The organism is Halochromatium sp. (assembly GCF_054919635.1).
The window spans coordinates 1-17,512 of the sequence record NZ_JBUDPI010000037.1 but is presented as its reverse complement, the minus strand read 5'-3'; the positions used below and the strand labels follow the sequence as shown (position 1 = coordinate 17,512).

The following is a 17,512-nucleotide window of genomic DNA, read 5'->3' as shown; positions in this document are numbered from 1 at the left end:
GAACCCCGCATCTGACCTGCCAGGTCGCTCAGCCGCTACCCTAAGGTCTTCAAGCCTTCGAGCAAGCGATCCGAGAACGCATGCCGGAGCGGCATCTGCTCGATGTCCGCAAGCACGTCCAGTATTGGTCCTCGTTCACGCGCCACTTCGGCCCGTTGTCCGGTTCCGACCCCAAGCTCGACGACGCCACCAAGCGTTATCTGTTCACGGTCTTCGGGATCGGCTGCAACCTCGGCGTTAATCAGACCGCGCGCCACGCGCCGGACAGCATCAACCGGCACCTGCTGCGCCGAGTCAACGCTCGGCATGTCACCGTCGACAAGCTCGAAGCCGCATCCGCCGACGTCGCCCGCAAGTATGCTCGGCTCGCGCTGCCCAAGCTCTGGGGCAAGCCGAACGTGGCCATCGCCGACGGCACCCACATGGAACTGCGCGAGAACAACCTGCTCGGCGAGCAGCACATCCGCTATGGCCGTTATGGCGGCATCGCCTACCATCACATCTCGGCGACCTATATCGCGCTGTTCAGCAACTTCATCGCCTGCTGGCAGACATGGCGGAGGACGGTCTGCCAGTGACGCCTGAGCTTGTCGCACGAACCGCTCCGACCATCCGCGATCATCTACGGCGCTTCGGGCAGCTTGATGTCGACATGAGCATTCTGCCGCCACCGCTCCAGCCAAGACCGCTGCCGTTCCTGGCTGACGGCCCGAAGTGATAAAGATTTACTCGTATCCCGAGCCTACCCCTATTGTGTGTGGTTTTCCGACCGATCGGCGGTTGAGCTTCGAGCTTCGCTGCGCTGCAAGCATGCCCATCGCACAGGACAGTGCAAGCGCCCATCTCGCATGCACCGGGTCTTCGTTCCGCCCTGTTGGCGCATCCCCGGCAGATATTGCACCAGGCGCGTATCGGGGCGATGACCGATCAGCCCCTTGAGCCGATCGGGGTCGCTGCGCGCCTCGATTGCATTCCAGCAAAACAGGTTCACCGGTGTCACGGTCGCCAAGGGGTGTGTCCTCGTCAGGAATCGTCTCGACAACGACCCGGACGCCCTAGTGGCCGCCCGTTTTCGTCCCCTGCCGGTCACCTGGGGTGGTTTCTTCAGTCCTCGCCCGCGTGTTGTCCACAAGTTCTTGATCACCTGGTCCGATACACAGGTGTCGGGCGCGGTCGCGGTCCCAACCCTTGGCCTGCCGGCACTCGGGGTACTGGCGGGGCTGATGGTCTGGCTCGCGGGCTGGCAGCGGCGGCGCCAAGGTCTGCGGTGCTGAGACGGCGTCTCACGATGTGTAGCGCGCACTCCTGAGCCCTTTCGATCCGAGTGCGCGCATCTTTTCGCAACCGCTCCTCGGTAACGGCGGGGTCCCGCCGTTACAGGCAGGGTGAATGGGAAACAGGTGAGTGCGCCCGCCTGCCTTGGCGAGCGCACAGTGCGGTTAGCGCCGTGCCGTCCTGTGCCGCTGCCAGCCGGCGAGCCACACCATCAGCCCCGCCAGCGCACCCAGTGCCGGCAGGCTCAGCGTGGGGATCGCCATCGCTGCCGGTGGAGCGCCATTGCGCCGACCCGGCCCGCCGGGGTCGACCAGCTCGCCGTTGGTATTGCCATCGCCGTCATAGGGGCCGCCCTCGCGCAGGCTGTAATCGAGGCGGGTCTTGGTGCCCACCGCCACCGGGGCCGTGGCGATGTTGTCCCAGGCGCCGGTCTGCAGGTTGCGGTAGTAGTAGCCATCCACGGGCACATCGTTCTCGACGAACACCGAGAAGGCGAGCGTCTGGCCGGGGGTGAGGTGATCGACGACAAAGCTGATCTCCCCACAGCTGAGGGTGATGTCGGCCGGTAGGTCAGCCGGCGGGTCACGGCGGGTGAGCGCCTCGATGGCGGTGCCAGTGGGCGCCTGCAGGGTGACAAAGCGCGGCGTTGGGCGCTCCGGGCAGGCGGCGCCGGGGAACGAGGCGACATGGGGCTGTTCGCCATCAGGGGTGCCGTCGCCATTGCCGTCGCCGGCTTGCCCGTTCGGGCCGGTGACCAGGGCCTCGACCACATTGGGCACCACATCGTGGTCGTCATCGGGGAGCTTGGACCAGTCATCGTCGGGCGGGATGCCCCGGGCGTAGGCGACGCAGGCGCTGGTGCTGCCACCGTTGCGCCCGGGGCAGTTCCAGAACCAGGGTCCGCTGCCGGCGACCGCGCCCGCGTTGCCGCTGCTGCACAGCCCGCTGCTGGGGGCGCTGTCGAAGGTGGCGCCGTTGGCGCTGCCACATTGGCCGTCGATGGGGTTGAGGCTGAAGTTGGCGGTGACGGTGGCGGCGGCGGTGACGTTGTCGAGGGTGCAGCTGGTGCCGCTCTGTCCGGCGCAGGCATCGGCCCAGCTGGTGAAGCTGTAGCCGGTATTGGCCCAGGCGCTGCAGCTCGTGCTGGCGTCGTAATCGACCGGGTTGGGTGAGCAGCTGACGGTGCCGCCGGCGCTGGGGTTGGCCGTCGCGGTGATGCTGTAGGTGTTGGTGGTACAGGTCACCGCCACATCGGTGACATCGGCGGTGGCGGTGCCGGAGCCGTTGCTGACGGTGCAGGTCTGCCCCGTGGGCTTGGTCAGCACGGTGACGGCGTAGCTGTCGCCTGAGGCGATATTGGTGTCGAAGGTGAAGGCGCCGTTGGCGGAGAGGGTCTTGTCATCGCCGCTGTTGTTCCGCAGGACCACCGATTGGCCCGAGGCCAAACCGGAGAGGTTGCCGCCGATGCTGTAGGTCGTAATACCGCGCGCACTTCGGATGACCCGTGCGTCGGAGATATCTCCCGGCCACACGGCGATGGCATTGCCACTCCTGTCCATGGCAATCTGGGGGTATTGGCTAACCTGGTCTGCACCACTGATGTCGCTGTATTCACTCCATTGGTCTCCATAGACGTCGTAACGTGCGCTCTGGATTTTTTTATCGCCAGCGTTCCGCCACACGGCGATGGCATTGCCACTGCTGTCGACCGCGACTTGGGGTTCGTAGGCACTCCCGGCGCTGATGTCGCTGACATCACTCCACTGGTCTTCGTCGGCGTCGTAACGCGCGCTCTGGATGATCACGCCAGAGCTTTGCCACCACACGGCAATGGCGTTGCCACTGCTGTCGACCGCGACTTGGGGTTCGAAGGCACTCCCGGCGGTGCTGATGTCGCTGACTGAGCTCCATTCGCCGCTGGTGGCGTCGTAACGCGCGCTCTGGATGATGGAATTGGTGCCGTTACTACTCCGCCACACGGCAATGGCGTTGCCACTGTGGTCGACCGCGACCTGCGGATTGTAGGCCGTGAGGCCAGCGTCGCTGAGGTCGCTGACATCACTCCACTCGCCTTCGTCGGCGTCGTAGCGCTTGCTCTGGATGACTACCTTGGAGCCACTGGTCTCCCACACCGCGATGGCATTGCCAAGGCTATCGATCGCGACCTGGGGAACATCGGCGTTCAAATCGGAAGGGCTGAGGTCGCTGACCTCGATGGCGTCGTCCTTTTCGACCCAGCCGGTGCCGACTTCGTAACGCGCGCTCTGGACGATAAAGTCGGAGCTTTGCCGCCACACAGCGATGGCATTGCCGCTGCTATCGACCGCGACCTGGGGAACTTCGGCAACGGAATCGATGGCGCTGAGGTCGCTGACCTCACCCCATTCACCACTGCCGGCGTCGTAACGCGCGCTCTGGATGATGATAAAGTCGGAGCTTTGCCGCCACACGGCGATGGCGTTGCCACTGCTATCGACTGCAACCTGGGGATCCTGGGCGTTTGAGGTGGCGCTGAGGTCGCTGACCTCACTCCAGTCACCACTGCCGGCGTCGTAACGCGCGCTCTGGATGATGCGGGGAGAGTTAAGCCGTTGCCACACGGCGATGGCGTTGCCACTGCTGTCGACCGCGACCTGGGGGGTCCAGGCGGAATGCTCAGTGGAGCTAAGGTTAGTTGGCGTGCCCCAGTTGAACTGAGAAGCTGACGCGTTCTCCAAGAACATGAGAAATAGACTCGATAGCGCAAGAAGACTGAAGAGCGTCGCAGCACGCGCGCGCGGCAGCCGCTCCTTAAGACCCGTAATCCTTGGCTGAGACGGCGCTACCTGGCCTTGATGTAAACCCAGCGAATAGCTTAAAGGAGATTCTGGACACTGCTTGTTAGGGGAAGGTGCCGTATTAGGCCGATTTCTTCCAGATTCCGCGGAAGAGCCGCCCCTTCGTCTTAATCGGCTGAGAGCAGTCGCGACACGCGCGCGAGGCGCCGGCTCAGTCCGTTGTGCCCGCGTTGGATGCAGCAGATGCGCATTCGCCAAGTTGCGCGCGCCAAAACTATCATGGTCGCGCTCCTCAATGATTTCGGGCTTGCCCGCGGCGCTCATGCATTGGCGCGGCTGACAACAGACCACAAGGTGGTTTGGGCGGCGCGAATGATGGGGCTGGGACTGTTCGCCGCTGATCCAGTCGAGTCGGGACATAACCATCTCCGTTCCCCGTTGCTACGGCGCTTAGGAGCTTTACCTGGGCGGTGCCGCAATCGCAGGTGCCTGGATCAAGCGACCAATCGCAGGGCGCGGCCCACAATGCACTGCGGGATCGGGTTTGTGCAGGTTTGATCCACTCGGGCGAGAGCACGGCCATCCTGGTTCCTCGTCGCTGCAGCTGTCGATTGTCTGACAGGGAAGCTAACTGGCTGTTTTTGATCTGACTAGGTCATTTTGCGCAAGACTTGCGGCAGCGGGGTCGAAAAAGGCCAATCACCAAGATTGACAGGGCGCGGTTGAGCATGAGGCAGGTCAGGGCCAGCAATGGCCGCCGAGCTGGGCTCAGCATTCAGCGCGCGAGGGTGGCGGACGGCGGCTCCTTAAACAGCTCGCGATAGGCGCGCGCGAAGCGGCCAAGGTGCAGGAAGCCCCAGCGGGTGGCGATCTGGGTGACCGAGGTGCCCTCGGCACTGGAGGCGATCAGCTCGGCGCGCACGCCGTTCAGGCGCAGCAGGCGCAGGTAGGCGTTTGGGGTGAGCCCGAGCTGGTCGCGAAAGGCGTACTGCAGGGTGCGTGCGGACACCCCCGTGTGTCGGCACAAATCGACCAGGCTGGGGTTGCAGCCGTGCGCGAGCTGCTCTTCCATATAAGTCTGCGCGCGCCGCACAATCCGCAGGCTGCGGCGGCGGGCATGCAGGCTCGGATGGGTGCCGGGAATGACCTCATCGGCAGTGCTGACGGTGATCAGCAACCGTTCCAGCAAGTTTCGGCGCAGCGATTGCGGACTGGCGCCGCGGTGGCCGGTGCGCGGATCGCCGGCGATGGATTCGAGCGCGCGCAGACTGAGCTCGAACGGCACCCTCCCCGCCAGCCCAAGGGACTGCAGCCCGCCACCGCCGGCCAGGCGCTCGGCGAGGGGCTCGTTCAGCGCGGCAAGCCCCTTGATCAAGGCCGATTGGTCGAGGCGTACATAGCAAGTGGAGATGCCGCCGGGGACGACGGCGTCGAACGCGGTCTCACCGGGCATGAAGAACAGTTGATCAGCGATGTCCGCGGCAAATTGCGAGAAGCGGGCCTTGCCCTCGGTGCGCTCAATCAGGGAGACGGTGCAGGTGCCTGACGGCATGACGCCGGCTTTTTGAATGTCCTGGCTCTGATGCTCCCGAACGATTTCGATGCCATCCAAGTCGAGCCGCTCCAGCATCCCGGCAAAGCGCCCGGCACTCAGCTGGCGACAATTGAATTCCGCCAACCAGGTGTGCGCATCGGCGGACTGGGAGGCGTCGATGAGCGCATGGCGCTGAGGCCGCCCTATCAGCTGCGGTGGGCGATCGCGCGGTTGAGCGCTGGTGGCTGGAGGGAGATATCGAGGACGGACCATGTTTACTAAGCCCTACATACGTCACGCCATCTCGTCATTACCCAGCAGCGGCATAGGCGCAATCAGGATCACGACAAACCCTCGGATTTTTCCGGTAGGCGCTGGAGTGATCGCAAGGCCGCAAGCGCTTTGGCTGTTAGCTGTGCTTGAAAGATCGTTCATCAGCACCTCCTTGTGCATGGATTTCAGCAGCCTAGACTGATTCGGGCAAGAGCCAACCGTTCTCTGTAGGATGATCGCCCTCCAAACCCGCGTCCAGCAGCGCATCCGCGGCAATGCAGGCCGACAGCTTCTGGCCGGAGCTTGTGGTCCTCCCAGCAAAGGCCGCCGTCATGAACCTCTAGACTTGCTCTTGGTCGACAAACCTAGCCGTAGATCGCCAATCGATCTCACCACTCAGCATGGTACGGACGATGAAGCTCAACTTCCCTATGCTCCTCGTGTCTTGCGCACTGCTCCTTGGGTGCGTCACCACGAGCAACTATGTATCTGACTGGGGCGAGATCACCCTGGCCCCCGGCGATACCGGTGTGTGTCACTCCAACCCCTGTCGGGTGTTCTTCGAGGTTCCACCCGGAGAGGGCAGCTATACGCTGCGGGGGGATGCGTTCCTGATTGGCGAGTATCCAGCCGGCAAGACGGCGATGATCGGCAGTTTCTTCGAAAGCAACGTGATCAAGGTGATTGGCGCCGATGTGCCGAACGCCTACATCTACGTACCCGGGGTCTCGGGCCAGGCACGGTGATCGCTTCGCCCGAGACCGATTCCGATTCCGATACCGAGACCGATACCGGCCCCCATGCTGATCAATCTGTCTTGGCTTGACCACAGGGCGATCACGAAACCACGACACGAGGCTGAGTCATTGGGCAGACGGATGAGCAGGTCGCAAGCGGTCGCAGCGACGCCTGGACAACATTGAGCAAGCGATGGCCACTTGGCTGCGCTGGATACTGACACACCGTCACGGCCTGCGTCGCAAACGCGGCCAGGTGGGGAGACTGTCGGCGATCTTCGTCGCTGACCAAGCCGGCGCACCGATGCGCTCCTGCGATCAGGCATTGGCCCAGGTTGACGCAGGTCTCGCCGATGATCGATACGCCGTCGGCCGGGGGTTTTGGCGGCTGACCGACGGCTGTCAGGTCACCCTCATCCATGCCGAGGATCTGGCACGGGCACAGCGCCGCCACGGACTGTCACTTGATGCCGGTCAGCATCGTCGGAATTTGGTCGTAACCGGCTTGGCGCGCACTGAGCTGCGCAACCGGGAGATTCGCATCGGCGACGCCCTGTTCGAATGGCATCGGCTTCGCCCGCCGTGCGGCTATCTCGACCGCATCGCCGGGCCGGGAACGGCAAAGGCCTTGGGGCGACAGTCCGGTCACTGTCTTCGCGTTCGCAAATCAGGCCTGATCAAGGTGGGTAACCCTGTCAATGTCTCATGACCAGCGAGCAGTTAGCGGCCTCTCTCAGCGCCCGGAACTGGCAAACGAGCGCCGCGTTCGCGTGGCATCGAAGCCTGGACAGCGCTCGGGCACCACAACGACATGTGGCTTGCGTTATATTTGAGCCATGACCGCAACCGAGTTCTTTTCTGCCTTAGCGAACGACACGCGTCTGCGGTGCCTGATGCTCATGTGGCGCCATGCCGAGCTCTGCGTGTGCGAGCTCACCCATGCGCTCGGCGCAAGTCAGCCGCACATCTCGCGTCACCTCGCCCAATTGCGTGAGCTGGGAATCGTAACCGACCGCCGCGAGGGGCTTTGGGTCTACTATCGAATAAGCCCGACCCTTCCATCATGGGCTGGCAGCGTCCTTTCCGAAACGGCGTCCGGAATTGCTGGCTCTGCCCCATTCACCCACGACGAGGCTGCACTAGCCACCATGGCCAATCGGCCTGGCGCTGCCCGTTGCGCCTAATCCCAGCGCTCCATCTGCTGACCTAAGAAGCGGGCAGCCTCGCCTCGCCTCGCCTCTCAACGACAGGACGCGGTGGTGTCCCCTATCGGGCTCAGGGTTAGGAGCGAAAACATTCAGTAACACATATATTTCGTGGTCCATATACACTCCCCGTCTTATGTCGATTCAGCCCAGCAGGACAGACTAGGCGCCGATACAGCAGTCAGGCGCCGCCCGTAAGGCCCTTCCCTGCCGGCACCGACTGACTCCCTGACCGCGCACGACGGTCATCCCTCGACACAGGAGCCATCACAATGAGCATCAAGATCGGCATCAACGGCTTCGGCCGTATGGGCAGGCTCGCGCTGCGCGCGGCAATCGAGCGGACGACAGGCCAGGCCGAGAACAACGCGCCCAGCCTGCAGCTCGTCCAGATCAACGAGATCGCCTGCGACGCCGCCGGCTCAGCGCACCTGCTCGAGTTCGATTCGGTCCATGGGCGCTTCGCTCATGCCTGCACAGCCGATCATGGAGCCATCCTCATCGATGGACAACGCATTGGCTACAGCCAGCACAAGACCATCACCGAGACCGACTGGTCTCACTGCGATATCGTCATCGAGGCCACCGGCAAACACCACAAACAGCCCGAGCTGCTGCAGGGCTACCTTGAGCAAGGTGTCAAGAAGGTGCTGGTCGCCGCTCCTACCAAAGGTGCGCTCGACATCGTCTACGGCGTCAATCACGATCGCTACGATCCCGACAAGCATCGCATCGTCACCGCCGCCTCCTGCACCACCAACTGCCTGGCGCCGGTGGTCAAGGTCATGCACGAGCAGGTCCGCATCAATCACGGCTGCATGACCACCATCCACAACATCACCAACACCCAGCGCATCGTCGACCTCGGCCACAAGGACCTGCGCCGCGCCCGCGCCTGTGGGCAGTCCCTGATCCCAACCACGACCGGCAGCGCCAAGGCCATCACCAAGATCTTCCCTGAGCTCACCGGGAAGCTCAATGGCCACGCCGTGCGCGTGCCACTGCTCAACGCCTCACTGACCGACTTCGTCTTTGAGGCCGCACGACCAGTCACGGTCGAGGAGATCAACAGCCTGCTGAAGAACGCTGCCGATGGCGAGCTCGCCGGCATCCTCGGCTACGAAGAACGCCCGCTGGTCTCAGTCGACTACCTCAATGACCCACGCTCCTCAATCGTCGACGCCCTCTCTACCATGGTCATCGACGACACCCAGGTGAAGATCTATGCCTGGTACGACAACGAATGGGGCTATGTGAATCGGATGATCGATATCGCCTGGATGCTGGCCAGGTCGTGATCAACACTGGCGGGCAAGATCATCACTGGCTCGGGAACGCATAGCAAAAAACCCCGGCTTTGCCGGGGGATTTTTACTGAGCCACTGAAGGGTGGCTCTTAGGGGTCTTGAACGGGGCTATTGTTCGGCGCTCTTGGCCGCTCTTGCAGACGATGAACGAGCCGATAAGCCGCACCACGAGGTGCCATCCTAACCGGGGACCGAATGCCACGGTCTACCAATCACTTGCGGGGGACCAGCCACCCGCAAGCGGCTGTGGTTTAGTTGAGCTGTAAGAATCGCTCCTGGTCTTCGGCAACCGTTCCGCCCATGATCTTAGCCACGGCGCCCCCGAACATCTCTCCGATAAGGCGGGCGTTCATCGTGCCCACATAGACGGTGCCATCGGTTTTTTCATACACGGCAATGGTACAAGGCATCATCACAGAGGCGTAACGATCCTCGTCGCTTTTCAGAATCTCGCCGGCATGATAAGGGTTGCAGGCATCAATCAACGTCACCGGCGGGATCTCAATTCCACTGAGCTCCTTGATTTTCTTATCCATTGGCTTGACACCGTTAACTACCCAATTAGGCTCGGACTCAATGTTCTGCTTGATCACCGCGACCGTTTCCTCTACGGTCCCATAGGGTGATGGCGTCTCGATAACGAATGGAATCTTGGCCACGCCGCTCTCCGCTAGTGCCGTCGGCAACACGCCGGATAGCAGCAGGGCAACAAACAAAAGGAACGGTGTGGCTCGCAGTGGTTCTATCATGGTCTCTCCTCATGCGCTACTTGGTGGGTTAGCAACGGCTCGAGTCTCTTTTCGAAACAATGGATGAGCCGTCGGCCCACAGCAAGCAGAAGACATGCCATGGACCGTCACTCGCGCAAGAACCCGTGCCAGAGCGCTTTTCTCGCCGCTTCCGCGTCGGACCTTGAGCGCTGAAGGTTCAGATAGACATCGGTTGGTTACCAAGCGGTAACCTCTGCGATCGACTTGTCGTCAGCAGGTTGCCGACTGGTAACCTATCTGGCCTGCGTGGTTTTGGCCCGCAATCCCGACATCCGCCGAAACCAAGGCCGTTCCTTCCAATAGCTCCTTTTGGAACCGTCTTTGCTGTGTTATTGCCTGAGCCTGCAGGCTCCAATGACGGCGGACGGAGATCTGGGAGCGTACAGAACCTTTAGAGGAGACCATGGGTTATCGATTGCGCATGACCATTGCCTTCAGCCTCTTAATGCTTGCCGGGATGATCGTGCTGACAGTCCTAGTCCTGACGTCCAGTTACCGAGAGTTCAAGGCCGACCGCATTATGAGCGTAGCCCGGATGACGGACTGTTTGTCGGGCAATCTCTACTGGGATATGAGCGCTCATGCGCCGGCCCGGGTTCAGGAGTCGCTGGAGCGTTTCTCGCTCGGCGTCCCGGCGCCTTCCCCGCCCTTGGTCGTGGCCCTGGACCACACAGGTGGATTCTATGCCGCAACCGAAGGCGGACGGAGGCTCGCTGCGGATGATCCGGACGTCGTGCGATTGGCAACCTTTGGGCGCGAGCTTGACCCCACGACCTTGCCGCCGCAGGGGGCGTTGACCATCGAGCCAGCGACGGGCTTCGTGACCGCCGCGTCGATCGCGCGCGATCGGCGAGAGCTTGGCCTTGTGCTCGTCGACTACCCCTTGTCGGCCCTGCAGGATCACTTCTTCGCGCTGTTCCGGGCAGCGCTCGGCTACGGCCTGCTCCTGCTCGTGATCCTGCTTCTGGTCGGCTGGACGCTCGGTAAACGGCTAGTGCGCCCCATCAGTGAGCTACGCGAGTGCATGAGGCGTGTCGGGCACGGCGACCTGAGCGTCAACTGTAAGACGGTCAATTGCAGCGATGAGATCGGTGAGTTAGCCCGCGGCTTCGACGAGATGCTCCACGGCCTGCGCGAGAAGCGGTTCCTAGAGAAAGAGATGCGCCAGTCCGAGCGACTCGCCGCAGTCGGTCAGGTGTCGGCCGGACTGGCCCACGAGATCAACAACCCCCTTGGCGGTATGCTCAATGCGCTGGACACCTTCCGGCTGCACAGTGACCAACCCGAGATGGACCGCAAGACCCTGGACTTGCTGGAACGGGGCCTGCGCCAGATCCAAACCACGGTTCAAGCCTTGCTGGTGCAGGCACGCGCCGACGCGCACCCGCTCACGGTAAGGGATATCGAGGACGTGCGGACGCTGATCCAAGCCGAGGTGCATAAGAAGCGTTTGCGGTTGACCTGGCAATGTGATGTCGGCGAGGACGCCCTGGCTCTGCCTTCGTCGGCCGTGCGGCAGATCCTAATCAATCTCCTCCTCAACGCCATTCAAGCCGCGCCGCACTCTGGCCGAGTCGAGCTGCGCTGCTTGGCAGAGCGGAGTCATCTGTGGCTGCGGGTGGAAGATGATGGACCGGGCATCCTCGAGGAAGATCAACACCGTCTGTTCGAGCCGTTCTTCTCGCGGGCTGAAGGCCACGGATTAGGGCTTTGGGTGACCTACCAGACGGTGAGTCAGCTCGGTGGGAGCATCGACGTGCTCACGCTGCGTCCAGGGACTGCCATGGAAATCCACCTTCCATTCAACGATCGCCAGTCCCAGCCATCAAGCAACCGGGGCAATGGGAATCTGACATGAGCAGACTCTGTCTGATCGAAGACGATCCGATTATGGGTGAATCGCTCGTCGAGCGTTTCCGGCTCGAGGGGCTAGAAACCGCCTGGCATCGCAACGCCGAGGCCGCCGAACTGGACCTAAGACATCATGACTTCGCCGTGGTCATTTGCGACATCCGCCTACCTGGATTATCCGGTGACGAGCTGTTCGAACGACTCCACCGGAGCGGCATCACATTGCCTCCCTTTATTTTTGTCACTGGTTACGGCGACCTGGAGCGCGCGGTCGACCTGCTGAAGACGGGGGCGGCGGACTACATCACCAAGCCGTTCGAGATCGATCAGCTGTTGAATCGGGTAAGACGGCTCATCGTTGGCCCGGGCATTGTAGAAAAGGGGCGCAGCGCCCTTGGCGTTTCTCCGCCGATGGACCACATTCAGGCATTGGTCGAGCGTGTGGCACCTTTGGATACGACCGTGCTCATTACCGGCGAGACGGGAACAGGAAAGGAGGTGGTCGCTCGGCTTCTGCACGAGCTCAGCGGGCGCGGGGATTTTGTTCCCGTCAACTGCGCAGCACTCATCGAAAGCCTCGCCGAGTCCGAGCTCTTCGGCCATGAGCGTGGAGCTTTCACCGGCGCCCATCAAACCCACGCCGGTCTCTTCGAACGCGCCTCCGGAGGCACCCTCTTCCTCGATGAAGTCGGCGACATGCCGGCACCACTCCAAGCTAAGCTCTTACGCGTGCTGCAAGAGCGGGCCGTGGTCCGCGTCGGCGGACGTCAGCTCGTGCCGGTTGACACCCGGATCGTCTTGGCGACTCACCAGAATCTTGACGACCTGGTCGCAACGGGACGCTTCCGCGAGGACCTATTCTACCGAATCAACGTCGTGCAACTCAGGGTTCCGGCTCTGCGCGAACGGCCGAAAGATATCCCCTGGCTCGCACACTGCTTTCTCAAAGACTGCGCACGACGTGAAGGAGGCCCGCCGTTGCAACTCAGTGCGGAAGCCGAGCAGGCGCTCATCGAGCACGACTGGCCTGGCAACGTTCGCGAGCTGAGACACACGCTAGAACGTGCGTGCATCTTCTGCGACGGACCCCGCCTCAGACGCGCTGACATCTTCCCCAGCATACCGGTCGACAGCACTCGATCTGAGCTCGAACCGACGCTGGAAACCTACCTCGCAGGTTGCGAGCGGCGCTACATCGAACGCGCGCTAGAGGTCAATGCTGGGCGCATCGTGCAAACCGCGGAGCGTCTGGGAATTAGCCGTAAGTCTCTTTGGGAACGGATGCGGCGGTTTGGTCTTAAGCGATCTGGCTCGGACGAAGAATAGGACAAGGATCCCTGGGTCAATTCCGTCACCTTCAGGCACAGGCTGCAGAAGAGCAACGCCCACTGACCTAGAGGGAGCCGTGCTCGGCTACAACCCCGCCAAGCCGGGGCGTCCCTCCCATCCCCCCCAATACCTAATCTGGTCGGCAACCTGCGCTTGGTGCTCGATGTCGAGGTCAAGCCGGCAACCAGACTCCCTCCAAGTCCAGCGCCCCGGGACTCTGGGAGCTGCTCGCGCGTATTGGTCGCGCGCACTGCCCGTTCCTCACCTGCTCAGTGAGGCCGACTTGAGCGGTGCCGACCGCAAGGGCCTCGAAGAGCAGGGTCATTCGTTTAGCCGCCCACTGAATCTGGCCGGGCCAAACCGCTCTATGTGCTGCGCAGGGGGCTCTGCGGCCGGTCTCCCGGGGACTTAGGGCACGGCTAGCGCAACGCCGAACGGCTCCAGTCCTTCATGCTCACGAGCGTGGCCACCGCGACCAATGCGCAGAGCACCATGTAGAAGGCGGGCGCGAGCTTGTAACCCGAGGCGTGGATTAGCCAGGTCGCGACCATGGGCGCGGTGCCTCCGGCAACCCCGTAGCCGATATTGAACGAGACCGAGTAACCGGTCAGCCGGTGGCGGCGATGAAAGGTTTCGGCCATCAGCGACGGTGTCACACCGAGCGGGATCGCGAGCAACGCAGCGAAGACCAGCAACGCGGCAATGGCCTGCCATTCCGCGCCGCCGCCGGCCAGTAGATACAGCGGCGCAACCAACAACGCCAGCAACCCGAAGACCCACGCGAGGAGCAGGGTCCGAGGCATTAGCCGATCGGACGCCAAGCCGGCGAGAGGGATCAAAAGGGCCTGCAGCAGCATCGAAGCCGTGACGATAAACAGCGCCTCGTGCAGCGCAATGTCGGTATAGATCGACAGCCAGGTCGGCATATAGACCATCGGAATATAGAAGGCCACGCCGTAGCCCCCTGCATAGAGGATCGCGCGCAGCGTCGCGATCGGCTCGTGGCGCAGCAGACTGCGAATGGGAGCCTCCGGCGGCGCACCGCTAACCGGCATCGCCTGGTGAGCCGCTGGCCCATCCTCTGCACCCGGTGCAGGTTCCGGCTCCGGCAATCCTTGTCGCAGCAACAACGCGACCAGCCCAATGACACCGCCGAGCAGAAAAGGAATACGCCAGCCCCAGGCCTCCACCTCTGCATCCGTAAGCAGGGCGAGGGTCACCGCGGGAACAACGGCGCCCAGGAGCATCCCAGCCATCGAGCCAACATTGGCAAAGCTCGCAGCGAAACCGCGTCGCCCCGGCGCTGCGGTCTCAGCCAAATAGGTCGCCGAGCCCGAGAACTCACCGCCCACCGACAGCCCCTGCAAAATACGAACGCCCACGAGGCAGATCGCGGCCCAGACGCCCCATTGGGCGTAGGTGGGCAGCAAGCCTAGCAGGATAGTCGGCAGCACCATCAGGAGCACCGACACGACCAGCACCGCCTTTCGGCCGATGCGATCGCCCAGATGGCCGAACAAAAAAGCGCCCAGCGGACGCGCCAAGAAGCCGGCCGCGAAAACGCCGTAGGTTGCAATCAGCGAAACGAGGCGATCTTCATGCGGGAAGAACAGCCCAGACAAGACCGCGGCCATGTACCCATACAGCGAGAAGTCGTACCACTCGATCACATTGCCGACCGCGCCAGCCAACAATGGCCGAGTACCTATCGCTCTTGCTGATTGGCCGTTCACTGCGTCTTCACTCATCGAGAGTCGTCCTCCGGTTGCGGCGCAGTAAAGGGCGAAGCGCAATCAACGCTCGGCCGGCTTTTACCTGCTGGAGAGATCATCACTGTCGCGTCAGTGCTCGCCTCAAACGCCCAGAAATCGGACCTCGGTCGAGCGCTCACGATACCTTCGGTCTCAGCGGATGAGGCTTAGGTCGATGACCATGGTGACAAAGGAGACGTTAGGTCGCAAAGGCCGAGTGTCAAACTTAGCGCCTCGTGATGTGGCGGGAGTCGGGCGCGCGGGAGCCAGGGCATGAGCCAAGCCTCGAACAGACGCTCTTGCAGCGGCTGATCGAGAACGATATCGAGTTGATAACGTCGCGCGATGACGTCACCTGTCATCAGGGTGGGTATGATCGGGGCCGGGTCGGCAAGCCCGGTGGTCTCGATGACGACCCGGTCGAACTGCCGCTCGCCATCGCGCGAGAAGCGCCAGTGGGCATCCTTGAGCGTACTGGCCAGATCGCCCCCGATGGTGCAGCAGAGGCAGCCGCTGGACATCTCGACAATGGTGTTCTCGGAAACCGGCTCATCAGGAGATGATCGAGCCCGACCCCTCCCAACTCGTTGATGGTGACCAGGGTGCGGACAAGCTCCGGCTGTCGCACCAGGTGATTGAGCACCGTCGTCTTGCCGCTGCCGAGGAAGCCGGCCAGCAGCTTCAACATCGACGCTACTGCGCAGTGGCGGCTGGATCAACCTGATCCCGATCACCGAGAACACTGTCATTCGGAGCAAGAACATGATGAAAGCAATTCTCTTTTCCCTACTATTGCTGCCAACGACGCTCGTTGGCGCGCCGCTCGAGGTTGGCGACAGGCTGCCGGCGCTAACCCTGAATGACCAGCACGACGAGCCACGGACGGTCGGCCCCGACACGCGCCTCATCCTGTTCTCGGCCAGTCGCGAGGCCTCAGCGCTGATCGAAGACGCCCTTGCCGGGCAAACAGGCGATGGTCTCGCTGCAGCCGGCATCGTCTACGTCGCCGACATCGACGGCATGCCGCCGATCGTGACCAAGCTGGTTGCCATGCCGCAACTGCGCAAGTTGCCCTACCCGATGCTCCTTGGCCGTCAAGCGGAACAGACCGCAATGCTGCCGCGAGAGCCCGAACAGGTCACCCTCATCGAAGCTCAGGACGGCAACGTGACGGCACTGCGTTTCGTCGACGACCCTCAGGTCATCGAGCAGGCCTTGGGGTCCCTGATCGACTAATCACTGAACCTATCGAGTTGATGCGCCGCAGAGTCGCCGGCGCGAACGCCTCGACGCCTGCTGGTCAACACCAGCTACTGCGCGCCAAGCCGGCCTTGATCTGCCGTCGCGCCTCGATAGTCTGAGAGAGAAAGCTGATCACGAGGGCCTAAACCCCATGAAATCGCAGGATCTTGAGCAAGCCCGCAACGCCTGGACCTACCGTGGCCAGCAGCGGCCGCCGTTTGCTGTCGCGCCCGCTGAGGGACAGGAATCGGTCTGGGACTACCCACGCCCACCGGCCTATGTGCCAGACCCCCGCTTGGTTGAGGTCTATGCTGGCGAGCAACGGATTGCCCGGACCGAGCGCGCCATCCGGGTGCTGGAAACCGGCAGCCCACCGGCGTTCTATCTGCCGCCAGAGGCGGTGGACCAAGACCGATTGCGGCCCAGCGCACACCGCACCTTCTGCGAATGGAAGGGCGAGGCCGAGTACTTCGATGTCGAAGGCAGCGCCGGATGGATCAGTAACGCGCTCTGGCGTTATCCACGGCCTGAGGCCGAGGCTCGCGTGATCGCCGGCTGGTTCGCCGCCTACCCCAGCCTGTTGCAGTGTTTCGTCGCCGGTGAGCCAGTGCGCGCGCAGACCGGCGGCTACTACGGCGGCTGGATCACCGATGAGCTGGTCGGCCCCTTCAAGGGCGAGCCAGGGACCGGCCATTGGTGACCGGCGAACACACCGGGGCAGCCAGCGCCGACGCCCCCTGAAGCGCATATAGCCGGGCCAACCCTTCGGGTCCCAGCGCCAACGTCATCGACAAGGGATCAGTCGTTTATCAAAGCCGGCTCAATAAGGTCGGGGTTGGCCAAGCGTCGGCTGGCAGGCCTAGGCGCTGCTGCTCTCGACGAACGGCCGCGCGCGTCTTTTCGCCGAGGATGCCATCGATGGCGCCGACATCGTATCCGCGCTCGACAAGGCGTTGCTGCAATTGCTTGAGCTGATCGGCGTTCAGGCCGGGCTCGGGGGCTCCGGGCTCGACAGCCTCAGCGCCCGCGAGCCGAGTCGCAAAATAGGCGGCTGTGCTTGCGTACAGCAATGAGCGGTTCCAGGCAAGATAGACATCGAAATTGGGATAGGCGAGGAAGGCTGGCCCCTTGCGACCCATCGGCAGGAGCAGCGCGGCCGGAAGCTGATCGCTCGGCAGTGCGCTGCCATCCGCTTGCTTGACGCCGAGGGCGGCCCAGTGAGCACGCGGCCAATGCTGATAGACGCCGGCCTGCCCCCAAGGGAGATCGCCTGGCACCTGCACCTCCTCGAGCCAGGGCTCGCCAGCGCGCCAGCCGAGCGAGCCGATGACCCGCGCAGCGGTGCGAATCACGTCCGCCGCACTCTCCTTCAACTGCACCTGTCCATCGCCATCGCCGTCGGTCCCGAAGGCGAGATAGTCGGAGGGCAATAGCTGCACCTGCCCGATCTCACCGGCCCAG

General features: G+C 62.8%; 18 protein-coding genes and 1 pseudogene. 11 read left to right on the top strand and 8 right to left on the bottom strand.

Annotation, left to right across the window (positions count from 1 at the left end; genetic code table 11):
* The first annotated feature begins 80 nt into the window (after nucleotides 1-80).
* Nucleotides 81-578, top strand: coding sequence for a Tn3 family transposase (locus ACY693_RS04205; RefSeq protein WP_462320578.1), 498 nt, complete (start codon nucleotides 81-83; stop codon nucleotides 576-578).
* A gap of 357 nt (nucleotides 579-935) precedes the next feature.
* A complete protein-coding gene (locus tag ACY693_RS04200; protein WP_462320577.1) occupies nucleotides 936-1,274 on the top strand; it encodes an IPTL-CTERM sorting domain-containing protein in 339 nt (112 codons plus the stop codon).
* Nucleotides 1,275-1,439: 165 nt separating this feature from the next.
* On the opposite strand, the gene ACY693_RS04195 is transcribed toward ACY693_RS04200, so the two are convergent.
* From ACY693_RS04195 to ACY693_RS04185, 3 genes are all read right to left on the bottom strand, one after another.
* Entirely contained in the window at nucleotides 1,440-3,998 is a 2,559-nt protein-coding gene (locus ACY693_RS04195) for a choice-of-anchor U domain-containing protein (RefSeq protein ID WP_462320576.1), read from the bottom strand.
* Nucleotides 3,999-4,827: 829 nt separating this feature from the next.
* On the bottom strand, nucleotides 4,828-5,682 hold the full coding sequence (locus ACY693_RS04190; protein ID WP_462320575.1) for a helix-turn-helix domain-containing protein: 855 nt from the start codon (nucleotides 5,680-5,682) through the stop codon (nucleotides 4,828-4,830).
* Between the two features lie 198 nt (nucleotides 5,683-5,880).
* Nucleotides 5,881-6,021 carry a hypothetical protein gene (locus ACY693_RS04185; protein WP_462320574.1) on the bottom strand — a complete coding sequence of 47 codons (141 nt, stop codon included), beginning with the start codon at nucleotides 6,019-6,021 and terminating at the stop codon, nucleotides 5,881-5,883.
* 251 nt (nucleotides 6,022-6,272) lie between these two features.
* Between ACY693_RS04185 and ACY693_RS04180 the strand changes: the two genes are divergently transcribed.
* The 4 genes from ACY693_RS04180 to ACY693_RS04165 all read left to right on the top strand — a co-directional run bounded on the left by ACY693_RS04180 (nucleotide 6,273) and on the right by ACY693_RS04165 (nucleotide 9,099).
* Nucleotides 6,273-6,605 (top strand): hypothetical protein, encoded by a 333-nt coding sequence (locus ACY693_RS04180; protein WP_462320573.1) that lies wholly within the window; start codon nucleotides 6,273-6,275, stop codon nucleotides 6,603-6,605.
* Between the two features lie 184 nt (nucleotides 6,606-6,789).
* The gene (locus ACY693_RS04175) at nucleotides 6,790-7,305 is read left to right on the top strand and encodes an MOSC domain-containing protein (RefSeq protein WP_462320572.1); all 516 of its coding nucleotides are present in this window, start codon (nucleotides 6,790-6,792) and stop codon (nucleotides 7,303-7,305) included.
* Between the two features lie 127 nt (nucleotides 7,306-7,432).
* Nucleotides 7,433-7,780, top strand: coding sequence for a metalloregulator ArsR/SmtB family transcription factor (locus tag ACY693_RS04170; RefSeq protein ID WP_462320571.1), 348 nt, complete (start codon nucleotides 7,433-7,435; stop codon nucleotides 7,778-7,780).
* Between the two features lie 293 nt (nucleotides 7,781-8,073).
* Nucleotides 8,074-9,099 (top strand): ArsJ-associated glyceraldehyde-3-phosphate dehydrogenase, encoded by a 1,026-nt coding sequence (locus ACY693_RS04165; RefSeq protein ID WP_462320570.1) that lies wholly within the window; start codon nucleotides 8,074-8,076, stop codon nucleotides 9,097-9,099.
* 260 nt (nucleotides 9,100-9,359) lie between these two features.
* Here ACY693_RS04165 and ACY693_RS04160 read toward each other — a convergent pair whose 3' ends face one another.
* Nucleotides 9,360-9,857 (bottom strand): DUF302 domain-containing protein, encoded by a 498-nt coding sequence (locus ACY693_RS04160; RefSeq protein WP_462320569.1) that lies wholly within the window; start codon nucleotides 9,855-9,857, stop codon nucleotides 9,360-9,362.
* Between the two features lie 424 nt (nucleotides 9,858-10,281).
* Between ACY693_RS04160 and ACY693_RS04155 the strand changes: the two genes are divergently transcribed.
* Together ACY693_RS04155 and ACY693_RS04150 are read left to right on the top strand one after the other, a co-directional pair.
* Complete coding sequence (locus tag ACY693_RS04155; protein WP_462320568.1) at nucleotides 10,282-11,736, top strand: sensor histidine kinase; 1,455 nt, start codon at nucleotides 10,282-10,284, stop codon at nucleotides 11,734-11,736.
* Nucleotides 11,733-13,055, top strand: a complete 1,323-nt coding sequence (locus tag ACY693_RS04150) for a sigma-54-dependent transcriptional regulator (RefSeq protein ID WP_462320567.1) — start codon at nucleotides 11,733-11,735, stop codon at nucleotides 13,053-13,055. The genes ACY693_RS04155 and ACY693_RS04150 overlap by 4 nt, the downstream gene beginning before the upstream one ends.
* Before the next feature lie 422 nt (nucleotides 13,056-13,477).
* On the opposite strand, the gene ACY693_RS04145 is transcribed toward ACY693_RS04150, so the two are convergent.
* The 3 genes and pseudogenes from ACY693_RS04145 to ACY693_RS04135 form a co-directional block, all read right to left on the bottom strand.
* A complete protein-coding gene (locus ACY693_RS04145) occupies nucleotides 13,478-14,806 on the bottom strand; it encodes an MFS transporter (protein ID WP_462320566.1) in 1,329 nt (442 codons plus the stop codon).
* Between the two features lie 170 nt (nucleotides 14,807-14,976).
* Nucleotides 14,977-15,288 (bottom strand): annotated as a pseudogene (locus ACY693_RS04140) (GTP-binding protein); the annotation flags it as partial.
* Nucleotides 15,171-15,437, bottom strand: a complete 267-nt coding sequence (locus ACY693_RS04135; protein WP_462320579.1) for a hypothetical protein — start codon at nucleotides 15,435-15,437, stop codon at nucleotides 15,171-15,173. The gene ACY693_RS04135 and the pseudogene ACY693_RS04140, both read right to left, overlap by 118 nt.
* Here ACY693_RS04135 and ACY693_RS04130 point away from each other — a divergent pair.
* From ACY693_RS04130 to ACY693_RS04120, 3 genes are all read left to right on the top strand, one after another.
* Nucleotides 15,369-15,533, top strand: a complete 165-nt coding sequence (locus ACY693_RS04130; RefSeq protein ID WP_462320580.1) for a hypothetical protein — start codon at nucleotides 15,369-15,371, stop codon at nucleotides 15,531-15,533. The genes ACY693_RS04135 and ACY693_RS04130 overlap by 69 nt on opposite strands.
* A 41-nt stretch (nucleotides 15,534-15,574) precedes the next feature.
* Nucleotides 15,575-16,045: a hypothetical protein gene (locus ACY693_RS04125; protein ID WP_462320565.1), complete on the top strand. Its 471-nt coding sequence runs from the start codon at nucleotides 15,575-15,577 to the stop codon at nucleotides 16,043-16,045.
* 157 nt (nucleotides 16,046-16,202) lie between these two features.
* Nucleotides 16,203-16,751: a DUF427 domain-containing protein gene (locus ACY693_RS04120; protein WP_462320564.1), complete on the top strand. Its 549-nt coding sequence runs from the start codon at nucleotides 16,203-16,205 to the stop codon at nucleotides 16,749-16,751.
* A gap of 109 nt (nucleotides 16,752-16,860) precedes the next feature.
* On the opposite strand, the gene ACY693_RS04115 is transcribed toward ACY693_RS04120, so the two are convergent.
* On the bottom strand, nucleotides 16,861-17,512 hold a 652-nt coding region (locus ACY693_RS04115), incomplete at its 5' end, for a lytic murein transglycosylase (protein ID WP_462320563.1).